Genomic DNA, 17,555 nt, shown 5'->3' with positions numbered 1-17,555 from the left:
TAAAATTTAATTTTACTTGTTTAGTTATCAAAATCCAAATAAAAGTTCTTCATCTTTTCTTGGGCACTTTTAATATCTATTTCTTCAAAGCGTATTTTAGTATTGTTTTTTGCTTGAGAGAGTTTAAAACAATCAATCGCTAAAACAGAACCAATCTTTGCATATCCACCAATAGTTTGTCTGTCTTTTAATAATATAATAGGTTGTCCTGAACTTGGAATTTGAATAGAACCAAAAGCTATCCCTTCTGAAATAATTCCACTTATCTTAGGTGTGATTTTTTCTCCATTTAATTTCATTCCCATTCTATTTGATTCTGGACTTACACTAAATTCACTTGAAAAAAACTTTTCTTTTTCTTTTTCTTCAAATTCATCTTTTTGATAAGATAATAATACGCGTAAAACTAAAGTCTCATCATAAGATGGAATATACTTATCTTTTAATACTTTTTTATGATTATGTTTATAAGGAGTATAAGGTAAAAAATCACTTTTAATTAATGCGCGTCCTTTTATTGCACCTAAACCTTCTTTAATAGTAGTGGAGTAAGAATCAAAGTCTTTTTCAAGTAAAAATCCACCCTTAACAGCCAAATAAGCCCTCACACCCTTAAGAGACTTACAAAACTTAAGTATGTCCCCTTTTTTTATATTATACGTGCTCCAAGGCTTAGAATACTTACCATTAATACTTAAAGATAAATCAGCTCCTGTAATGCTTATGCTTATATCAGAACTGGCTTTAACACTAAAAGAAGGAAAAGCGATTTCTAGTACATTACAATCTTTTGCATTTCCTAATAATTTATTGGCCCAAAAGTAGGCATATTCATCCATACAACCAGAACTAGTAACACCAATATGGGCGTAAGAGAATCGTCCTTTATCTTGAATAAGTGTCAAAATACCAGGATTAATAATTTCAAAACCACTCATAGAACCCCTCCTTGTTTTAAAAATTCTTCTTTTGAAATAGAATAGAATTTAACTTCATCTCCAACATTAACAGGGCATAAACTAGCAAGTGATTTATCAAACATTTCTATTGTTGTTTTTCCAATTATATTCCAACCTCCTGGTGAGCTTTGAGGGTAAATAGCTGTTTGTTCATTCGCAATTGCTAAAGAATTTTTAGGAATTGTTTTTCTTGGATTTTCTAAACGATTAATATTTATACGTTTGTCAACCTCTCCCATATAAGCAAAACCAGGTGCAAACCCAATGGCATATACTCTATAACTTTGAGATGAGTGGATATCAATTATTTCTTTTATGCTAAGGTTTTTTTCTTCTGAAATTCTTTTTAAATCCAAGCCAACTTCTTCCCCATAATAAACAGGAATTTCAACAATTTTATTGTCATTTGAACTAACGTTATTCACTTTAATTTTTTCTAGGATTGAAACAAGATTCTCATAAGAATATATAAAAATATCGTACGTAATTAAAATAGAAGTATAAGAAGGAACAATATCAATAATGCCTTCAAGTTTTTTTATTTCTTCTAAATACTGTTTAACGCGAAAAGAAACATCTAAGGAGATTTTATTATCAAAATATACTATTACGGAGTCAACACTGGCCAGTTTAATTTCCATTAATTTAACAACTTTCTAATATTTTTTACAAATTCTAAGGCTTGTTCATTGTCTCCATGGACACAAATCGTATGAGGTCGTAAAAATAAACGCTGTTTATTTATTGAGTACAAATAACCATTTTCTTTTAACAAAGTTATTCTATCCATAACGTCAAATTCATCATGAATTACAGCATTTTCATTACTTCTAGCTACTAAAGAACCATCATCATTGTAATTTCTATCAGCAAATACCTCATAATACAAAGAAATACCATAGTTCATTGCAATACTTGAATATTCCTCATTTTTACTTGAAGATAAAATCATTAATTTTAATTCTTTATTATAAGAAGAAATACCAGATAAAATAGCTTTAAAAATATTTTCATCTTTCATCATATCATTGTATAAAGCCCCATGTGGTTTGACATAAGAAATATGAGTATTATGACTTTTACAAATCCCAGCTAAGGCTCCTATTTGATAGATAACAATGGCTTTTATTTCTTCTAAAGAACAAAGCATGGAACGACGTCCAAAACCTACTAAGTCTTGGTATCCTGGATGTGCCCCTATTTCTACTTGATGTTTCATTGCAAGAATGACTGCTTTTGTCATCGTAAGAGGATCACTTGCATGAAAACCACAGGCTAAATTAGCCATATCCACATAGGGCATGATTTCTTCATCCAAGCCCATTTTCCAGATTCCAAAACTCTCACCCATGTCACAATTTAATTTTATTTTCATTCTTAAACCTTGCACTAATCTTTCTTATTTTATCATATATAAAATGATATTGAATAAAATCTTACAAGAAAAAAGTGTGCAAGCAGTGAGTTTTACTTAGAATATGCCTAATATTAAGAAAAGCCTATATTTCTAAATCTTTTTTATTCTTTTTTATTCGAAAGAAAATCAAAATAGAAACAAAAAGTAAAACAATGATAGGATTAAAAGAATCAATATTTACATAAAACATCCATGAAATAGCAATAAAAATCACTAAAGAAAGACCCAAAAATAAATATGACAAAAGATACGTCAGCAAAAAAGAAGAACAAAAAATTAGAATATAGAAAGATTCATGCATATAAGACCTTAGCGTTTATTGAGCTAATTATAAAATAAAGAAGTGTGTTAATAGTGAGTAATAAAAAGAATAGAAAAATCTATTCTTTTTATTTTATCATGAGATTTGGTAAATAAAATACTATCTCCGGGAAAAAAGTAATTAATGCAACAGCAACAACCATTAAAAGGAAAAAAGGAAAAGTAGCTTTTAAAATATACTCTATTTTTTCATTGGATATGCTTTGAATAATAAACAAGGAGAAACCAACAGGAGGTGTAATTTGGGACATCTCAACCATAAAAACTAAAAATATACCAAACCATAAAGGGTCATAACCTGCTAATACTACTATAGGAAGTACAATAGGAAGAGTCATTACAACAATAGAAATACCATCTAAGATCATTCCTAAAATAATATACATTAAACCAATAATTAAAATTAACATTAAAGGAGATAATCCTAAAGTAGTAATATACTCACTTAAAGCTCTTGCAATTCCTAAAAAACCAATTACTTGGGATAAAAAACCTGCTGCTGCAATAATAAAACTAATCATTACGGAGGTTTTAATGGCATTTAATAAGGCAGTTTTTAAAATATCAAAAGAAAAACTTTTATAAATTATTGCCAAAATAACAGATCCAAGTACTCCAAGAGCTGCTGCTTCAGTGGGTGTTGCATATCCCCCATAAATAGAACCAAGTACAACTGCAATTAATGAAAATACAGGTGCTAGATCTTTAAGCGAATTTCTTTTATCTTTCCAAGTATATTTATCTTCATGTAAAGGTTCTACACTGGGATCAAGTTTGGCAACAACCATAATATAAAAAGAATACAAAGAAGCCAATAATAAACCAGGTAAAATTCCTGCCATAAATAACTTACCAATAGAGACATCCGACAGTACTCCATAAATAATCATAATTAAAGAAGGAGGAATTAAAAATCCAAGTGTTCCAGAACCAGCCAAAGAACCAATGGCCAACGATTTAGAATAACCTCTTTTTTTAAGCTCACCTAGAGTAATCTTTCCTACAGTTGCAGTAGTAGCTGCACTTGAGCCAGATACTGCTGCAAACAAAGAACAAGCAGCAACATTTACATGCAATAGTTTTCCAGGAATATGACATAACCAAGGCATTAAACCATTTAACAATTTAGTAGAAATAGAAGATTTGTATAAAATCTCACCCATTAATATAAACATAGGCAAAGCAGCAAGAGACCAGGAATTTAAAGAATCGTAAACAGAAGATGCTAAAAGGTCCCCTATTTTGTCATAAATTGAAATAGCAGAAGGCAAATTATGATCATATATCAACATACCAACAATTCCTGTTAAAAACAAAGAAATACTTATCCATAAAGAAGACAATAAAAAAGAAAACATAACTACCATAATAATAACAGCAAGTACTAAAGGATCAGATATCATTTTTAAATCCTTTAATTACAAAAGCAAGTGCAGATAATATAAACAAAGATAAACCTAAAGGCATAACAAATTGTGTTAAATACAAAGGCGTTTCTGATACTGCTTCTGACAACATTTCGAACTCATAAGAATCATAAGTAAACAATAGTGTACGGTAAAAAGCAAAAGATAAAACGACTATAGTAATTAAACCAGCAATCATATCAAGAATTCTATTTGCTTTTTTATTTAACCTTGAGCTAACAATATTAATTCGGATATGTGCTTTTTCATTAAAGGTATAAGCTAAACCTAAAAAAATTGAAGCTAAATATAAATATCCACTATATTCATCTGCAATCATTGTAGACATATCAAAGGCAGATCGTATAAAAATTTCAGTAAGAATCAACAAAACGAGGGAACAAAGAAGTAAGGCTGATAAATAAGCTCCCCATAAGGAGAGTTTATTTACGAATGCATAAAATGTTTTCATCGTTTATTTTCTGTATTCTTTAAAAATATTTTTAATATCAGAACTTGCATCTTCTAAATATTCATTTAATATTTTATCAGCCATTTTATCAAGTTCTTTTTGTAAAACAGGACTTGCTTCTGAAATTTTCATTCCATTTTTTGACATAATTTCTAAAGCATTAGAATCTTCAAGTCTAACAGCTGCCCATTGTTTTCTCTCAATTTGCGCGGCTGCTTTTAATACAGCACCTTGTTGATTTTTGTCCATTGCATTCCAGTAATCTAAATTAATAGAAACCGCTTGTAAAGGAAAAGCATACTTAATTTTTGTAAAGTTATTTAATACTTCCCAGAATTTTCCATCTTTTCCAGAAGAAGAAGAAGTAATAACAGAGTTAACCATTCCCGTTCTTAAAGCAGAATATACTTCTCCCCAAGGTAAAGCAACAGCATTTCCACCAGCAGAGTTAACAAAATTAGCAGAGTTTTTATCATATGTTCTTGTTTTTACACCTTTAAAATCACTAATAGCAGTCATTTTTTTGCTTGAATAAAAACCAGAAGCTGGCCAAGTCACAGAATATAAGAATTTTTGATTCCATTTTTTAGCAGTTTTTGCATAAGAAGGTTTTGATATTTGGTATAACTTATATGCATCATCATAATTTTGTGCAATAAAAGGCAAAGCAGATACACCAAATACTTTACCTCCACCTGAAGTAAAAGGAATAAACATATCAGTCATAGCAACAGTTCCATCTTTAACCGCTTTTAAAGGGTTTCCTTTAACAAGTGAAGAACCAGCATGAACAGTAATATTAACGCTACCCTTTGAATATTCTTTAACCAAAGCAGCAAATTGTACTGCACCTTTTGTATGAAAGTTTGTAGCTCCATATTTAGCGTTTAAATCCATTTTTACCTCAGCTGCAAACACTGATGCTGCAAGAGAAAGAACAAGTATACTTTTTTTAATCATTTAAGACTCCTTATTTTCTTGTATTAAGATAAAGTCATTTTAAAGTCATAAAGTGAGTTTTGAGTGAGTTTTCTATTTTATTATTTTTCTTTTTGAAATTCTTTTAGTTTATAACCTATTTGTTGAATATTGCTAATAATATCAAGTGGCATTCTTTGTCTAAACTCTTTTATAAAGGTTTTTAAAGCAGAAATACTCATAGACTTGTCTTTCCACAACGTATCTTCAATAAGAGAATAAGGAAGTACGTGTTCTTTGTTTTTATACAACAAAAATAAAAAATCAATATCACGTTTACGTAAAAGGACTTCGTCCTTTTGATAAAAAAGTTTATAGTTTTTTGTATCTAAATACAAATCTTGATAAAAATATAAATGTTTATCAAGTTTATCATCCAAAACATCTAATAAAGCATCTAATAAAATATCAGAGGAAATGGGTTTTTGTAAATAATGATTAATTTTTAGATTAATTAAATCAAGTAAATACTCTTCAGACGAATAGGCTGTAATCATAATTACTATAGTATCTTTATCTTCTTTTCTAAGCTGTTTTACAAAACTTATTCCATTTTCTTTTGGCATTTGAATATCACATAAAATGATTGTGGGTTTTTCTTCTTGGTAAATATCTAAAGCATCACTTACATTAGCAGCTTCAAAAACGTCTTTAAAATAATACTTAAGTGTATTAACAATTCCTGCTCTTATTTGTTCTTCATCTTCAATACATAAAAGTGTATATTGTTTTAATTGTTTAATCAAATCATCTTTCATTCTATACCTTTAAAGAAATAGTAAATAAAGCCCCACGTGAAGTGTTTTCAAGACTCAAAGAACCATCCATATTTTTTTCAATTATCATCTTACTCATATATAAACCAAGTCCTGTTCCTTTTAAAGAACCTTTTGTCGTAAAATAAGGTTCAAATACTAGTTCTAAATGTTCTTCATTAACCCCTCTTGCATTATCTTCCACACAAATTAAAACTTCATCTTTCATTTTTTTTATGCTAATAAATATTTTTGGTTCTTTTATGTTTCTCTCATTTAATACATCTTTTGCATTGCTTAATAAATTTAAAATAACTTGCGCAAATTCTCTTTCATAACCATTTATTTTAATATTGTAATTAATATCTTTTATCAGTTTAATGCCTATATTTGTAATACTTGCATGTGTTAAAGATATCGCTTCTAAACAAGCAACTTCAATATAAAAATCTATTTTTTCTTTATCTGGTTTAAAAAAGTTTCTGAAATCATCAATAGTATTAGACATATAAAAGAGCTGTTTATTGCTTTGTCTAATAGAAGAAAAAACCTTTTCATCACTTGATTCTTTAAACTTAGTTGCTGTTTCTAACTCCATTAAAATAGAAGCAATTTTACTTAAAGGCTGTCTCCATTGATGCGCAATCATTGAAAGCATAACACCCATTCTTGCAAGTCTTGATTGATGTAACATGGCTCTGTCTTTTTTCTTTACATCACTAATGGCTTCTTGTACTTTTGTTTCTAAACTAAGATTTAATCGCTCCAGTAAATTCTCTTTTTTCTTTACTTTATCTTTGTATAATGCAAATACTTTGGTTATTTTATTAGATACAATAAAAGATAAAAAACCAATTACCAGAATAACCGCAAAACAAATAAGCACAACCAAACGAATATATTTATTAATTCTATCTTCTAATAAAGCTTTATCATGTGCAATGGTTTCTTGAATATCATCAATATACAAACCAGCACCAATAACCCAAGAAAAATCTTTATACAGTTTAAAATATCCCAGTTTTTTAGAAAAGAATTTTTCTTGCGGTTTAGCCCAATTGTATTCAATAAAATTTCCTTGGGGTTGTTTAAGTGTTTCATCAATGAACTTTTTAGTAATTAATGTTCCCGTTGCATCTCTTAGATTAATATCATATTGTCCAATACTGTCTTGTCTAAAAGGATGTGCAACCAAATAATACGACGTATCATGAATCCAAATATAACCATTATGTTCATAACGTATGGTTTCAATATATTTTATAAGATCCATTTTTATTTGTTCAAGTTCTCTTTCTCTTTTGACAGGATCTTTTGATACTTTTTTTATCTCTTTTTTCTGGTGATAGGACAAATAAGAGATGACCGAATTTACTTCTTTTTTTAATATGTTTTTTTGATTTAATAAATATTCATGTTCTGCTCGCCTACTCTCTTCTTCAAAATAATTGTTTTGATTTTGTACAAAAAAGTATATGATAAAAATAGCAATAAGAACTACTGTAATAATAGGGCTTAAGATAATAAGCTTGGGTATGTTTTTTTCACTAAACAAAAAAGACCTTTTAAATTTCAAATAGTTTACATTCTACTCTTAAATTTCTTAATCACTTTAACCATATAAAGTGAGTTATTGGTGAGTTCTTCTTAAAATAACTTGATAGAAACTAATCAAACTTCTAGAATAAATAGAATATACTAATAACTAATAATCTTAAAAAAAAGAGTCCCTTATCAAACAAGAAACAAATTTTAAAAACAAAGTAGAAGAAGATTTTACCAATGCTTATGATATCTTACATAACTCAGGACCAAGTGTAACTTTTTTTGGCAGTGCAAGAACAAAAGAAGACAACAAATATTATACTTTTGCAAAAGAACTTGCACATGATCTGGCCAGTCAAAATATTAATATTATTTCAGGCGGTGGTCCGGGTATTATGAGAGCTGCTAATGAAGGTGCTTATGAAGCAAAACTTGCACATTCTATTGGACTAAATATAGATTTGCCATTTGAGCAAGATTTAAACCCTTATACCACTAAAGAAATGACCTTTAATTACTTTTTTTCAAGGAAACTTGCTTTGGTTAAATATTCAAGAGCCTGCGTCGTTTTTCCAGGAGGTTTTGGTACCTTAGATGAACTCTTTGAAGTTCTTACTTTATCTCAAACCAATATGCTAAAAAATGGTGGGTGTAAAGTATTTTTAGTGGGAGAAGAATACTGGAAAGATTTAATGTCTTTTATTAAAGGTTCACTTACAAAAGAAAAAATGATAAATGAAGAAGATATTAATTTAATAACACTTAGTGATAATAAAGAGTTTATTAAAGATGAGATTATTAGAATATTTAAAGAAGTCTAAACTTCTTTAAATAAATTGGTTTCTTTTTTATCAAAAGACAAAACATTGTTCTTTTTCATATACGCTCTATGTTCTTCTTTTGTTCTAGAATCATAAAATTTTTTTAATTCTTTTCGTTGTTCTTTATAATCATATAAAGGTACACCCATTCCACAAGACAGATTAATGCAATCAATATCTAATACAAAAATTTGTCTGGCTGCATTATTATAAGAAAATTCTTTTATATATTTTGAATAATCTTCGTCTCTTTCATGCAGAACTTTTGCATGGGCATAAATACGTAAAATCAGAGCTTTGCCTTCAAAAGCACAAAACATTAAAGTAATTCTATCATCTTCTATTAAATGAGCTGCTGTTTCATTTCCCGAACCAAAATGGTTTAACCAAATAATTGTATTATTATCAATAATCTTTAAAGAATCAAAACCTTTTGGGGATAGGTTTATTTTTCCACTTTTAGGTGCAGTTGAAACAAAAAACATTTTTTGTTCTTTCATAAAGTCTATACTTTCTTCATCTAGGCATTTTCTAAAATCTGACATTATTTTCCTTTTTAGTATTGATACATATGGTACTTACTGTCTTCTTGTGATTTTCTTTTTTGTTCTTTATCATAATAAACAATAGCTTCTTGTTTTTCATCTTCATTAAAATCTTCTTTTAACAATTCAGTAATACAATCTTTAATAATACACATATAAATAAAAGAATTTAATTTAATTCCTTCCTCGTCTTTACTTAGTTTTGCCAAATCACAAGAATAAATTGCTTCTCGAAAGGTATAAAAAAGCCTTTGTTTAACATCCTCTAATCTATAGGTATACCCTTTTATTAAAAGGTAATTAGTATAATGTTCTTTAAAATATTCACTGTTTCTAATTGCATTATTATAAAGAACAATGATTTCTTTATTATTTATAATATCTTCTACTTCTTGTTCTTTGTTTTTATATGCTATAAAAAAAGTCAATATTTTTTCTAAGTCTTGCATTTTTTTCCTTTTTATTGGGGGCTGATATTTAAAATAATATTAAATGTGAAAAATAATAGTTTGAATTTAGGAGTGTTTTTGTCCTATTTAGATATATTGCATTAATATATACAGTTTAACAGAACTCTCTCCTTTGTTATTCTGTATATTTAGTCTCTTTCATAAGTAAAAAATTCTTGTAAAGCATTATTTTTAACCAAAGAAATATCAAAATTAATTTCACCTTTTAATGATTTTTCATATTTAAACTCATAATCTTTTATTTTTTTAGAAATCAAATCTTTATATAAATCGCCCTTAGAATCAATAATGAATATATCTTTATTGACTTCATAAATATATATAAAGAATAAAATAAATTTTTCATTTACTTCAAAAACTTTAAACACATAAGTGTCAATTTCTTCGTCTTCAAGTGTTTTGAGTGTTTTAATTTTCAGTTCATCTTTAAAAAAACTCTCATAAAAATTAATAGCAGACCCATTCCAAGAAGTTTCACTGTCAACTTTAATATATTCTAAAAAAATATCTTTAGAAGTTAGGGTATATGCTTCAAAAACATAAGGATCATGTCTTGTTTTTAAATCATACTTATCTAAAGCATAAGAGTGTATTACATCAGAGGAAATTTTAAAAAGTAAAGTATTGTCTTGAAACGTATAAATGGGTCTAGCAGCTTTTGCAATAGTATTTAGTAAGTTTTTAAAAAATCCCATAGTTCACCTTATGTGTTACAATTTAATAAATCTTTATAGTATTTGTTATTATATCGGTATCTTTATATTATTTGATTTTTTTTCTAATATCAAATTCCATCTTGTCTTTTTTGTGTGTTTTTTCTTTTGAAAAAAGATAAAGAAAAATAGAAGCCGTAACAGCCAATAGAAAAATTTCAGTCATATAAAATACCCTTGTTTTGTGTGAAATAAAAATGGATAATACAATAAATTTGCTTTGTTTACGTCTATAATTTATAAAAAAAGTAAAAGCAATTTCTTTTTTATAAAGCTTTGATATAATTACTTAAAAAAAGGTTTAAAATGAATATAAAAGAAGCCTTTAATCAAAAAAATTGCATTAAAAATCTTTGTGCGTATGAGCTCTATTATCAAGTAAGTCTAGGAAAACTTTCAAGCTTAAGTAAAATTAATGACTTAGATTATGAAGTTGATTTTACACTTGCACTAGGAAGTATTTATGAAGTTATACAAGATATAAAAGACTTAAAAAATGCAAAAGAAATTTTAGACAATGAGATACAAAAACAAGCAGCTATGGATGCCATGCAAAACTTTGTAAATGCAAATTTAGAACTCATAAAAAATAAGAGTATTAAAGTAGATGATTTAATCAATGAAATAAATGATGAAACATTTTTTAATGAAACAATGAATGAAGTATGTGAAATTAACTATCAAGAAGTATCTAATAAATATAAAAGTCTTATTACCAAAGAATTAAGTATAGAAATAATTAAATCTTTGAATGATTTAATGAAATAACATGAATAAATAAGAGAATAAAACGGCTATTTACAAGTGAGATTCACTTGTAAATAGTATTTGTTTTATAAAGCTTTAGCAGTAATTCTGTTTAATCTTTGTGCAAAAGATACAGCATCTGTAATATCTATACCTTCACTTAATTTTGCTTGATCTAATAATAACCATGCAATATCATCAACCAAAGAATCATCTTTAGATGTATTTAATTTTGTAACAATCTCATGATCAGGATTGATTTCTAAAATAGGAGCAGTTTCTGGCATTTCTTGTCCCATTGATCTCATCATTTGTGCCATTTGTGCCATTTGATCATTAGAATCTTTAACTACACAAGAAGGAGACTCAGATAATCTATTCGTAACTCTTACATCTGTAACAGCTTCCCCTAAAATATCTTTGATTTTTTTAGTAATATCTTGGAATTTTTCTTCTACTTCTTTTTTCTTATCTTCACTTTGCTCAATTGCAGGAGCTTCGCAAGAAGAGATATCTTTTAATGGCCATTCTTTATAAGCGCCAATTGCAGGAGTAATAATTTCATCAATTTCTTTATCATCTAAGATTAATACTTCAATATTATTCTTTTTGTATGCTTCTAATAAAGGAGAATTATTAAGAACTTTTTCATTATCACCAACAATATAAAATACTGCTTTTTGATCTGACACGGCTCTGTCTTTATAAGCAGCCAAAGAAGTCATTTTGTCATCATTTGTAGATTTGTATCGTACAAGTTCTAAAATTGCATCTTTATTTGTGAAGTCTTGGTAAACACCTTCTTTTAATGCTCTGTTGTATTGAGCGATGAATTTTTCATATTTTTCTTCATTTTTAGCTAATTTTTTAATTTCACCTAAAATCTTTTTAACTGAACTTTGTTTGATATTAGCAATAACTCTGTTTTCTTGTAAAATCTCTCGTGAAACATTTAATGGTAAATCTTCTGAATCAATAATACCTCTTACAAATCTTAAGTATGTTGGTAATAATTCTTTTTCAGAATCTGTAATAAATACTCTTTTAACATATAATTTAACACCTGGTTGGTAATCAGCTCTGTACATATCCATAGGAGCAGTTTCTGGGATATAAAACAATGTAGTATATTCATTAACACCCTCAACTCTTGTATGAACTGTAAGCATAGGATCTTGAGAATCATGAGAAATTGATTTATAGAATGCCGAATATTCTTCTTTTTTTAATTTAGCTTTTGGTTGCATCCATAAAGCAGTAGCTTCATTGATTTTTTCATTTCTATCTTCAATAGTAACTTTAGCTTCTTTTCCAGCTTTTGTATCTTCTTCGTTTAATTCTTCTGTTACTTCTTCTTTATAACTTAGCATAATAGGATAAGCAATATGATCAGAGTATTTTTTAACAATAGTAGTAATTCGCTCTTTATTTACAAATTCACTTGATTCATCATCTTTAAATTTAATATATACAACTGTTCCTGCAGACTCTTTTGTAACAGGATCTAAATCAAATTCACCAGAACCATCAGATGACCATTTATAAGCTTGTGTTTCACCAGCTTTTTTAGAAATTACATCAACATGAGAAGCAACCATAAATACAGAGTAAAAACCAACACCAAATTGTCCAATTAAGTTTGAATCTTTTTTATCATCACCAGTCATTGCTTCAACAAAAGATTTAGTACCTGATTTTGCAATAGTACCAATAGAAGAAATTAAATCTTCATCATTCATACCAATACCATTATCCCAAATAGTTACTGATTTATCTTTTTCATCAAATGAAATACCAATTTCACCCTTCCAATCTGGGTTTTTAAATTTTTCATCTGTTAATTGTAAATAATTTAATTTATCAATTGCATCTGATGCATTTGATACCAGTTCTCTAATAAAAATTTCTTTATTAGAATAAAGTGAGTGAGTCATTAAATGTAGTAATTGCCCGACTTCTGTTTGAAATTGATGTTTTGCCATAAATATATCCTAAGTATTAATATTTTCTTTAAGGAATTTTATCCAAACTTTATAAAAGAGAGCTAAAGTTTCGATTAATTTTAGCACTTTTGGCATTTAAGTGCTAATTATTCTCTGTGCTTGTTCTTTATTAAGATTCAAAGTGTTTTTATATGTAATATTAATTACTAATAATTCTTTTAAGCAATTGGGTTTATAATAATGATAAATAATAAAAAAGGAAATATTATGTTGAAACTTCTTTATATTCTTACAACGGTATTTATTATTGGTTTTGTTGGTATAGTAGGTGGATTAATGGATATTTTTCAAGTAGACAAGGTAGTTGACACTGCAGCAAAACTTGGATATCCCCTGTACTTCTTCCCATTACTTGGTATTTTTAAACTCTTAGGTGCTTTTACTATTCTTATTCCTAAAAAAGTAAAAACATTAAAAGATATTGCCTATAGTGGTTTTGCAATGGATTTTATTTTTGCTTCTTATTCGCATTATAATGTACAAAGTCCTATCCTTGAAGTAGCCATTCCCGTTATACTGCTGATTATCTTGATCTTTTCATATTTAATGGGAAAACAATACTCTTTATATTCAAAAGGGATAGAATCTAAATTTAAACACGTACATACCTAATGTATAAGTATATATGAGTTTAAAGATTAAAAAGATAAACTTTCAAATAAGATATAGTAAGTAAATGTACTATTAATAAAGAAGGAATTTATCATGAGTGAAAATATTAACAATACAAAAATTGATGCTTTTTTAAATGATGTAAATGAAATATATGAATTTATTAGCTCACAAAAAGAAAATACCAATAAATTAATACGTTATCTTGAAAACAATGAATTAGAACAATTAACAATAATAAACGACTTTGCTAAGTTTTTAAACTTAGAGATATCCTCTGATTTACGATTTTCTTTAGTAACTCGTTTGGTTAATTTAAGAGATGATTCATTGGTACAAGTATTAAAAAAACTTAATTTAAATGAAGAAGAAATTATAGAGCTACAAGAAAAAGCCTATTTGTTTGTCAAAGAATTTTGGCATAAAAAACACAAAAACACAATAGACTATATTTCACATAATCATTTATTAACACCTTTTTATGAAAAAATATTTCAAGGCGTTTATAATGTTGGGATTCATATGTCTTCTTGGCAAAGTGAATGGACAAAACACATTATAAATGGGGTGAATAAAGATTTACTTAAAAAGTTTGATGGCAATGAAAAACAAGTATTCCAATACTTAGAAGAAAACAATTTATTTGATTTAGGACATCATGAAATGTTAGCAGACAGATCTTATTCTGCTTTAGTTAAACACAATGATACGTACAGAAGTGAAGCTTATATTAAAGTCTTTAAAGTTCAAACAACAAACGTAGTAGATGCCCTAGAAGACTTTGAAGAAAGTTTAATTGAAGAAGAAGATGATGTATACAATCAAAAATGGCAATACATCTTATATATCCAAAACCTTATAAAAGCTTTTTCTGAGACTAAAACACATTTATTGGTTGAAAGATGGGCGGATGTAGATAGGGCTTGGATGAAAATAACTTCTCCTATTCAAATAGGTCACCCTTTAGAATATTATGAAGACCATTTTAGAAAAGCCGTTGCACTAGAATGGGATATACGTTTATCTAATCCAGAGTTTTCACAAAATGATAACAGAGTCAATAAAATAAAAAGTGCTTTTGAGAAAATCTACTCAAAAGTAAAAAAGAAAAAAGAATATCAAGATACCTATGATTTTTCTTTAAAATCTTTAGACAAAGTACAGTTATATATAGGCCGCCCTGCTTTGTTTTTTGGGGCAGAATTTAATGGTTTATTCTCAGCCCAAGTAGTTCCCAATGATGAAGTTGTTACCAAAGAAGAAGGAAAAAAAATCTTTGCATTTTCGGATGAAATATTGCAAACATCAAGAGCAAAACCTTTTTTAGCTTTAAGTGCTGAGTTTTTCTCAAAAGATTTTTTAAAACAAGATCGAGAGTTTTTATTTGGAAAAAAAGATGATTGGCATAATGTTTATGATATTACAACCATTGGTCATGAGTTTGGTCATATTTTATGGTGCGATGAAGAAAGCGAAACACTTATGAATAAAAGTGGAAACTTTAAAAATATTGAAGAATTTAAAGCAACAACAGGGGGATTAATATCTTTCTTTTTAGATGACAGTAAGGATGAAAAACACTTAGAAAAACAAGTTTTAATTGACACTATTAAAAGATCTGTGGGATTAATTGGATGGAAAGAAGTAGATGAAGTACAGCCCTATTATTGTGAAGGATTAATTCATTTAAATGCTATGTTTGATTCAAAAATTCTAATTTGGGAAAATGAAAAACTAAGTGTTGATTTAAGTAATACTAGTTATGAAAACTTAAAAAGTTGGTATATAAATGAGTATACTAATTTAGCACAACATTATTTAGATAAAAAAGATGCCAGTATATTTTTAAACAGATTTGCTGTAAAAGAAGACAAATACTTTATGCCAATAAACAAAACCATTCACTCTTTTGTTAATTTTTATTTTAAACGTTACCAAGAAATTGGTCAACAAATCGATACAAATGATAAAAAAGAGAACTATTTAAACTCCTCTTTATAATACAAATAAAGAGGATTTCTCTTTATTTGACAAAATCTTTTATTTTTTTTGTTCTATTATAATTAAATGAGTTTTGGGCATTTTGCAATAAATCTTTCATTTGATCTATGTCAGTAGGCAAAATACTTGCATAACCATATTTTATTCTTACAATATTTGCAAATAAAGAATTATCATGATCCAAGCCCAGTTTATCCACTGCTTTTTTACAGCGTAACGCTATTCTTCTAACTTTTTTTGTATTTGGTAATAAAATATAAAACTTATCATTTTCAATACGTGCAATAATATCACAAGGTCTTGCACATTGTTTAAATAATACATTCGCTATTTTCTTAAGACTTGTCTGTGCTTCTTTTTTACCATATAACTCCTCATAAGCCAAAAAGTCATTTGTTGTAATAATAAGTAAGGATATATCTGAGTTTTCTCTTACTGCTCTTTTAAATTCTTGCTTATATCGTGCTTCAAAGTATTCATGATTAAAAGCTTTTGTAATTAAATCAATTTTAGAATAAAGTTTTAATTCCTCATTTTCAAGTAATAAGGTATTTGTGCTTTTTTCTTTAAACTTATAAAAAAGGTCATATTTGAGTTTTATAATATATAAAAGCATTACAAGAATAAATAATAATACAAACATTATCGTAAGGTTAAATACTTGAGTTTTTTTTAATTCTAAAAAGTCATCATAAAATATAAATGAATTATCAAAAAGAAGAAACATTACAAAAATATAAAATAGGCACAAAAGTACAGTAATAAAACTTAGAAATTTAAATTGTTTAATCATATTTAGCTCATATACTAGAATTTATAAAATAATTTTACCTTATATAAATAATTATAATATTAACTAAATTATTTAGAAATAGATTTAACCTAAGTTTAATTTTTAGAAAGTACTTCCTAAATATTTGTATGACAGCCTTCACTATAATTACAAGAGATTAGGTTCTTCCATTAATATTTCTTTTCTTAAGAAGCCTGTTTGGCATTTAAAGCCCAAATTCCTGCAATACTTAAAAGCGAACCTCCCACTATATTAAATTTTTTTTGACTTTTTTCTGAAGTCAGATATTTTTTGGCTTTATTTGCAAAAATTGCATACAAGGATGCATTGAAGGTTGCTAGCGTTACAAATATAATGGCAAGTGTCCACAACTGATAGTGTACATTTCCATTTGGATTAATAAACTGAGGAAGAAACGATACAAAAAATATAATGCCTTTAGGATTTAATGCTGTAACAAAATAGGTATCTATAAACAGTTTTTTTCTTGAAACTGCATTTTTTTCAAAGGAAAGAGATTCTCCTTTTATTCCCGCTTTTAATAATTTATATCCTAAATACAAAAGATACAATCCTCCAACAATTTTAATTACTTGAAATAAGAAAGCTGAATTTGACAAAACAACACCTAATCCTACAAGAGATAAAAAAAGTGCTGTGGAATCCCCAAGAGCAACTGCAGTAACAAGAGGTAACTTTGCACGATTACCCTGTGAAATCGAATAACTTATAACTGTTAAAATGGTAGGTCCTGGAATTGCTAATAATATTACAGAAGCTGTAATAAATGCAAATAACATTTCGATACTCATATAATTTCCTTTTAATTAAATTCATTTACTCTTATTTGTTTAAGCTGCACTGATAAATATTCCATATAAATGAGAATGTAGCATTACGCTCCAATGAACTATTATTGTTTTTTTCTCATTTATAAATATACGTAGGCAACTACGTAATTATATGATATAATTCTTTTTTTGTCAAATATTGTTTT

At 27.5% G+C, this 17,555-nt stretch carries 19 protein-coding genes; 4 read left to right on the top strand and 15 right to left on the bottom strand.

The features are described 5' to 3' along the window. Positions 1-20 precede the first annotated feature (20 nt). The 9 genes from HRT41_11780 to HRT41_11740 form a co-directional block, all read right to left on the bottom strand. Complete coding sequence (locus tag HRT41_11780; protein NQY24701.1) at positions 21-938, bottom strand: biotin-dependent carboxyltransferase family protein; 918 nt, start codon at positions 936-938, stop codon at positions 21-23. After that, complete coding sequence (gene pxpB / locus HRT41_11775) at positions 935-1,600, bottom strand: 5-oxoprolinase subunit PxpB (GenBank protein ID NQY24700.1); 666 nt, start codon at positions 1,598-1,600, stop codon at positions 935-937. Before pxpB ends, HRT41_11780 begins: the two co-directional genes overlap by 4 nt. Then, positions 1,600-2,334: a 5-oxoprolinase subunit PxpA gene (locus HRT41_11770; protein NQY24699.1), complete on the bottom strand. Its 735-nt coding sequence runs from the start codon at positions 2,332-2,334 to the stop codon at positions 1,600-1,602. Before HRT41_11770 ends, pxpB begins: the two co-directional genes overlap by 1 nt. 124 nt (positions 2,335-2,458) lie before the next feature. After that, positions 2,459-2,677: a hypothetical protein gene (locus HRT41_11765; GenBank protein NQY24698.1), complete on the bottom strand. Its 219-nt coding sequence runs from the start codon at positions 2,675-2,677 to the stop codon at positions 2,459-2,461. Between the two features lie 88 nt (positions 2,678-2,765). Further along, on the bottom strand, positions 2,766-4,100 hold the full coding sequence (locus tag HRT41_11760; GenBank protein NQY24697.1) for a TRAP transporter large permease subunit: 1,335 nt from the start codon (positions 4,098-4,100) through the stop codon (positions 2,766-2,768). Beyond that, on the bottom strand, positions 4,090-4,575 hold the full coding sequence (locus HRT41_11755) for a TRAP transporter small permease (protein NQY24696.1): 486 nt from the start codon (positions 4,573-4,575) through the stop codon (positions 4,090-4,092). The genes HRT41_11760 and HRT41_11755 overlap by 11 nt, the downstream gene beginning before the upstream one ends. A gap of 3 nt (positions 4,576-4,578) precedes the next feature. Then, the gene (locus HRT41_11750) at positions 4,579-5,535 is read right to left on the bottom strand and encodes a TRAP transporter substrate-binding protein (protein ID NQY24695.1); all 957 of its coding nucleotides are present in this window, start codon (positions 5,533-5,535) and stop codon (positions 4,579-4,581) included. A gap of 80 nt (positions 5,536-5,615) precedes the next feature. Then, positions 5,616-6,311 (bottom strand): response regulator transcription factor, encoded by a 696-nt coding sequence (locus tag HRT41_11745; protein NQY24694.1) that lies wholly within the window; start codon positions 6,309-6,311, stop codon positions 5,616-5,618. A 1-nt stretch (position 6,312) separates the two neighbouring features. Continuing rightward, entirely contained in the window at positions 6,313-7,863 is a 1,551-nt protein-coding gene (locus HRT41_11740) for a cache domain-containing protein (protein ID NQY24693.1), read from the bottom strand. A 238-nt stretch (positions 7,864-8,101) separates the two neighbouring features. On the opposite strand from HRT41_11740, the gene HRT41_11735 reads away from it, so the two are divergent. Then, positions 8,102-8,674, top strand: a complete 573-nt coding sequence (locus HRT41_11735) for a TIGR00730 family Rossman fold protein (protein ID NQY24692.1) — start codon at positions 8,102-8,104, stop codon at positions 8,672-8,674. Here HRT41_11735 and HRT41_11730 read toward each other — a convergent pair. The 3 genes from HRT41_11730 to HRT41_11720 all read right to left on the bottom strand — a co-directional run bounded on the left by HRT41_11730 (position 8,671) and on the right by HRT41_11720 (position 10,384). Next, positions 8,671-9,219, bottom strand: coding sequence for a pyridoxamine 5'-phosphate oxidase family protein (locus HRT41_11730; GenBank protein NQY24691.1), 549 nt, complete (start codon positions 9,217-9,219; stop codon positions 8,671-8,673). The two genes, HRT41_11735 and HRT41_11730, sit on opposite strands and share 4 nt — an antisense overlap. An 11-nt stretch (positions 9,220-9,230) precedes the next feature. Beyond that, positions 9,231-9,668 carry a hypothetical protein gene (locus tag HRT41_11725; GenBank protein NQY24690.1) on the bottom strand — a complete coding sequence of 146 codons (438 nt, stop codon included), beginning with the start codon at positions 9,666-9,668 and terminating at the stop codon, positions 9,231-9,233. 149 nt (positions 9,669-9,817) lie between these two features. Further along, on the bottom strand, positions 9,818-10,384 hold the full coding sequence (locus HRT41_11720) for a hypothetical protein (protein NQY24689.1): 567 nt from the start codon (positions 10,382-10,384) through the stop codon (positions 9,818-9,820). 324 nt (positions 10,385-10,708) lie between these two features. Here HRT41_11720 and HRT41_11715 point away from each other — a divergent pair, with 324 nt between their 5' ends. Next, on the top strand, positions 10,709-11,170 hold the full coding sequence (locus HRT41_11715; protein ID NQY24688.1) for a hypothetical protein: 462 nt from the start codon (positions 10,709-10,711) through the stop codon (positions 11,168-11,170). Positions 11,171-11,235: 65 nt separating this feature from the next. On the opposite strand, the gene htpG is transcribed toward HRT41_11715, so the two are convergent. Continuing rightward, positions 11,236-13,131: a molecular chaperone HtpG gene (htpG, locus tag HRT41_11710; protein NQY24687.1), complete on the bottom strand. Its 1,896-nt coding sequence runs from the start codon at positions 13,129-13,131 to the stop codon at positions 11,236-11,238. Positions 13,132-13,359: 228 nt separating this feature from the next. On the opposite strand from htpG, the gene HRT41_11705 reads away from it, so the two are divergent. Together HRT41_11705 and ciaB are read left to right on the top strand one after the other, a co-directional pair. After that, positions 13,360-13,764, top strand: a complete 405-nt coding sequence (locus HRT41_11705) for a DoxX family protein (protein NQY24686.1) — start codon at positions 13,360-13,362, stop codon at positions 13,762-13,764. Positions 13,765-13,857: 93 nt separating this feature from the next. Further along, a complete protein-coding gene (gene ciaB, locus HRT41_11700) occupies positions 13,858-15,765 on the top strand; it encodes an invasion protein CiaB (GenBank protein ID NQY24685.1) in 1,908 nt (635 codons plus the stop codon). Positions 15,766-15,787: 22 nt separating this feature from the next. Here the strand turns inward: ciaB and HRT41_11695 are convergent, their stop codons facing one another. Both HRT41_11695 and HRT41_11690 read right to left on the bottom strand, forming a co-directional pair. Further along, entirely contained in the window at positions 15,788-16,408 is a 621-nt protein-coding gene (locus HRT41_11695; protein ID NQY24684.1) for a diguanylate cyclase, read from the bottom strand. Between the two features lie 335 nt (positions 16,409-16,743). Further along, positions 16,744-17,370 carry a LysE family translocator gene (locus HRT41_11690; GenBank protein ID NQY24683.1) on the bottom strand — a complete coding sequence of 209 codons (627 nt, stop codon included), beginning with the start codon at positions 17,368-17,370 and terminating at the stop codon, positions 16,744-16,746. Positions 17,371-17,555 lie beyond the last annotated feature (185 nt).

The sequence above is a fragment of the Campylobacteraceae bacterium genome (assembly GCA_013215945.1).
GTDB lineage: Bacteria > Campylobacterota > Campylobacteria > Campylobacterales > Arcobacteraceae > NORP36.
This window is presented reverse-complemented; position numbering and strand designations above follow the sequence as displayed.

Coding starts and splice junctions, on each gene's coding strand:
- HRT41_11705 (NQY24686.1), top strand. CDS start 13,360: ATGTTGAAACTTCTTTATATTCTTACAACGGTATTTATTATTGGTTTT.
- HRT41_11690 (NQY24683.1), bottom strand. CDS start 17,370: ATGAGTATCGAAATGTTATTTGCATTTATTACAGCTTCTGTAATATTA.
- HRT41_11720 (NQY24689.1), bottom strand. CDS start 10,384: ATGGGATTTTTTAAAAACTTACTAAATACTATTGCAAAAGCTGCTAGA.
- HRT41_11765 (NQY24698.1), bottom strand. CDS start 2,677: ATGCATGAATCTTTCTATATTCTAATTTTTTGTTCTTCTTTTTTGCTG.
- HRT41_11730 (NQY24691.1), bottom strand. CDS start 9,219: ATGTCAGATTTTAGAAAATGCCTAGATGAAGAAAGTATAGACTTTATG.
- HRT41_11755 (NQY24696.1), bottom strand. CDS start 4,575: ATGAAAACATTTTATGCATTCGTAAATAAACTCTCCTTATGGGGAGCT.
- HRT41_11725 (NQY24690.1), bottom strand. CDS start 9,668: ATGCAAGACTTAGAAAAAATATTGACTTTTTTTATAGCATATAAAAAC.
- HRT41_11695 (NQY24684.1), bottom strand. CDS start 16,408: ATGTTTGTATTATTATTTATTCTTGTAATGCTTTTATATATTATAAAA.
- pxpB (NQY24700.1), bottom strand. CDS start 1,600: ATGGAAATTAAACTGGCCAGTGTTGACTCCGTAATAGTATATTTTGAT.
- HRT41_11715 (NQY24688.1), top strand. CDS start 10,709: ATGAATATAAAAGAAGCCTTTAATCAAAAAAATTGCATTAAAAATCTT.
- HRT41_11745 (NQY24694.1), bottom strand. CDS start 6,311: ATGAAAGATGATTTGATTAAACAATTAAAACAATATACACTTTTATGT.
- HRT41_11770 (NQY24699.1), bottom strand. CDS start 2,334: ATGAAAATAAAATTAAATTGTGACATGGGTGAGAGTTTTGGAATCTGG.
- ciaB (NQY24685.1), top strand. CDS start 13,858: ATGAGTGAAAATATTAACAATACAAAAATTGATGCTTTTTTAAATGAT.
- HRT41_11780 (NQY24701.1), bottom strand. CDS start 938: ATGAGTGGTTTTGAAATTATTAATCCTGGTATTTTGACACTTATTCAA.
- HRT41_11760 (NQY24697.1), bottom strand. CDS start 4,100: ATGATATCTGATCCTTTAGTACTTGCTGTTATTATTATGGTAGTTATG.
- htpG (NQY24687.1), bottom strand. CDS start 13,131: ATGGCAAAACATCAATTTCAAACAGAAGTCGGGCAATTACTACATTTA.
- HRT41_11750 (NQY24695.1), bottom strand. CDS start 5,535: ATGATTAAAAAAAGTATACTTGTTCTTTCTCTTGCAGCATCAGTGTTT.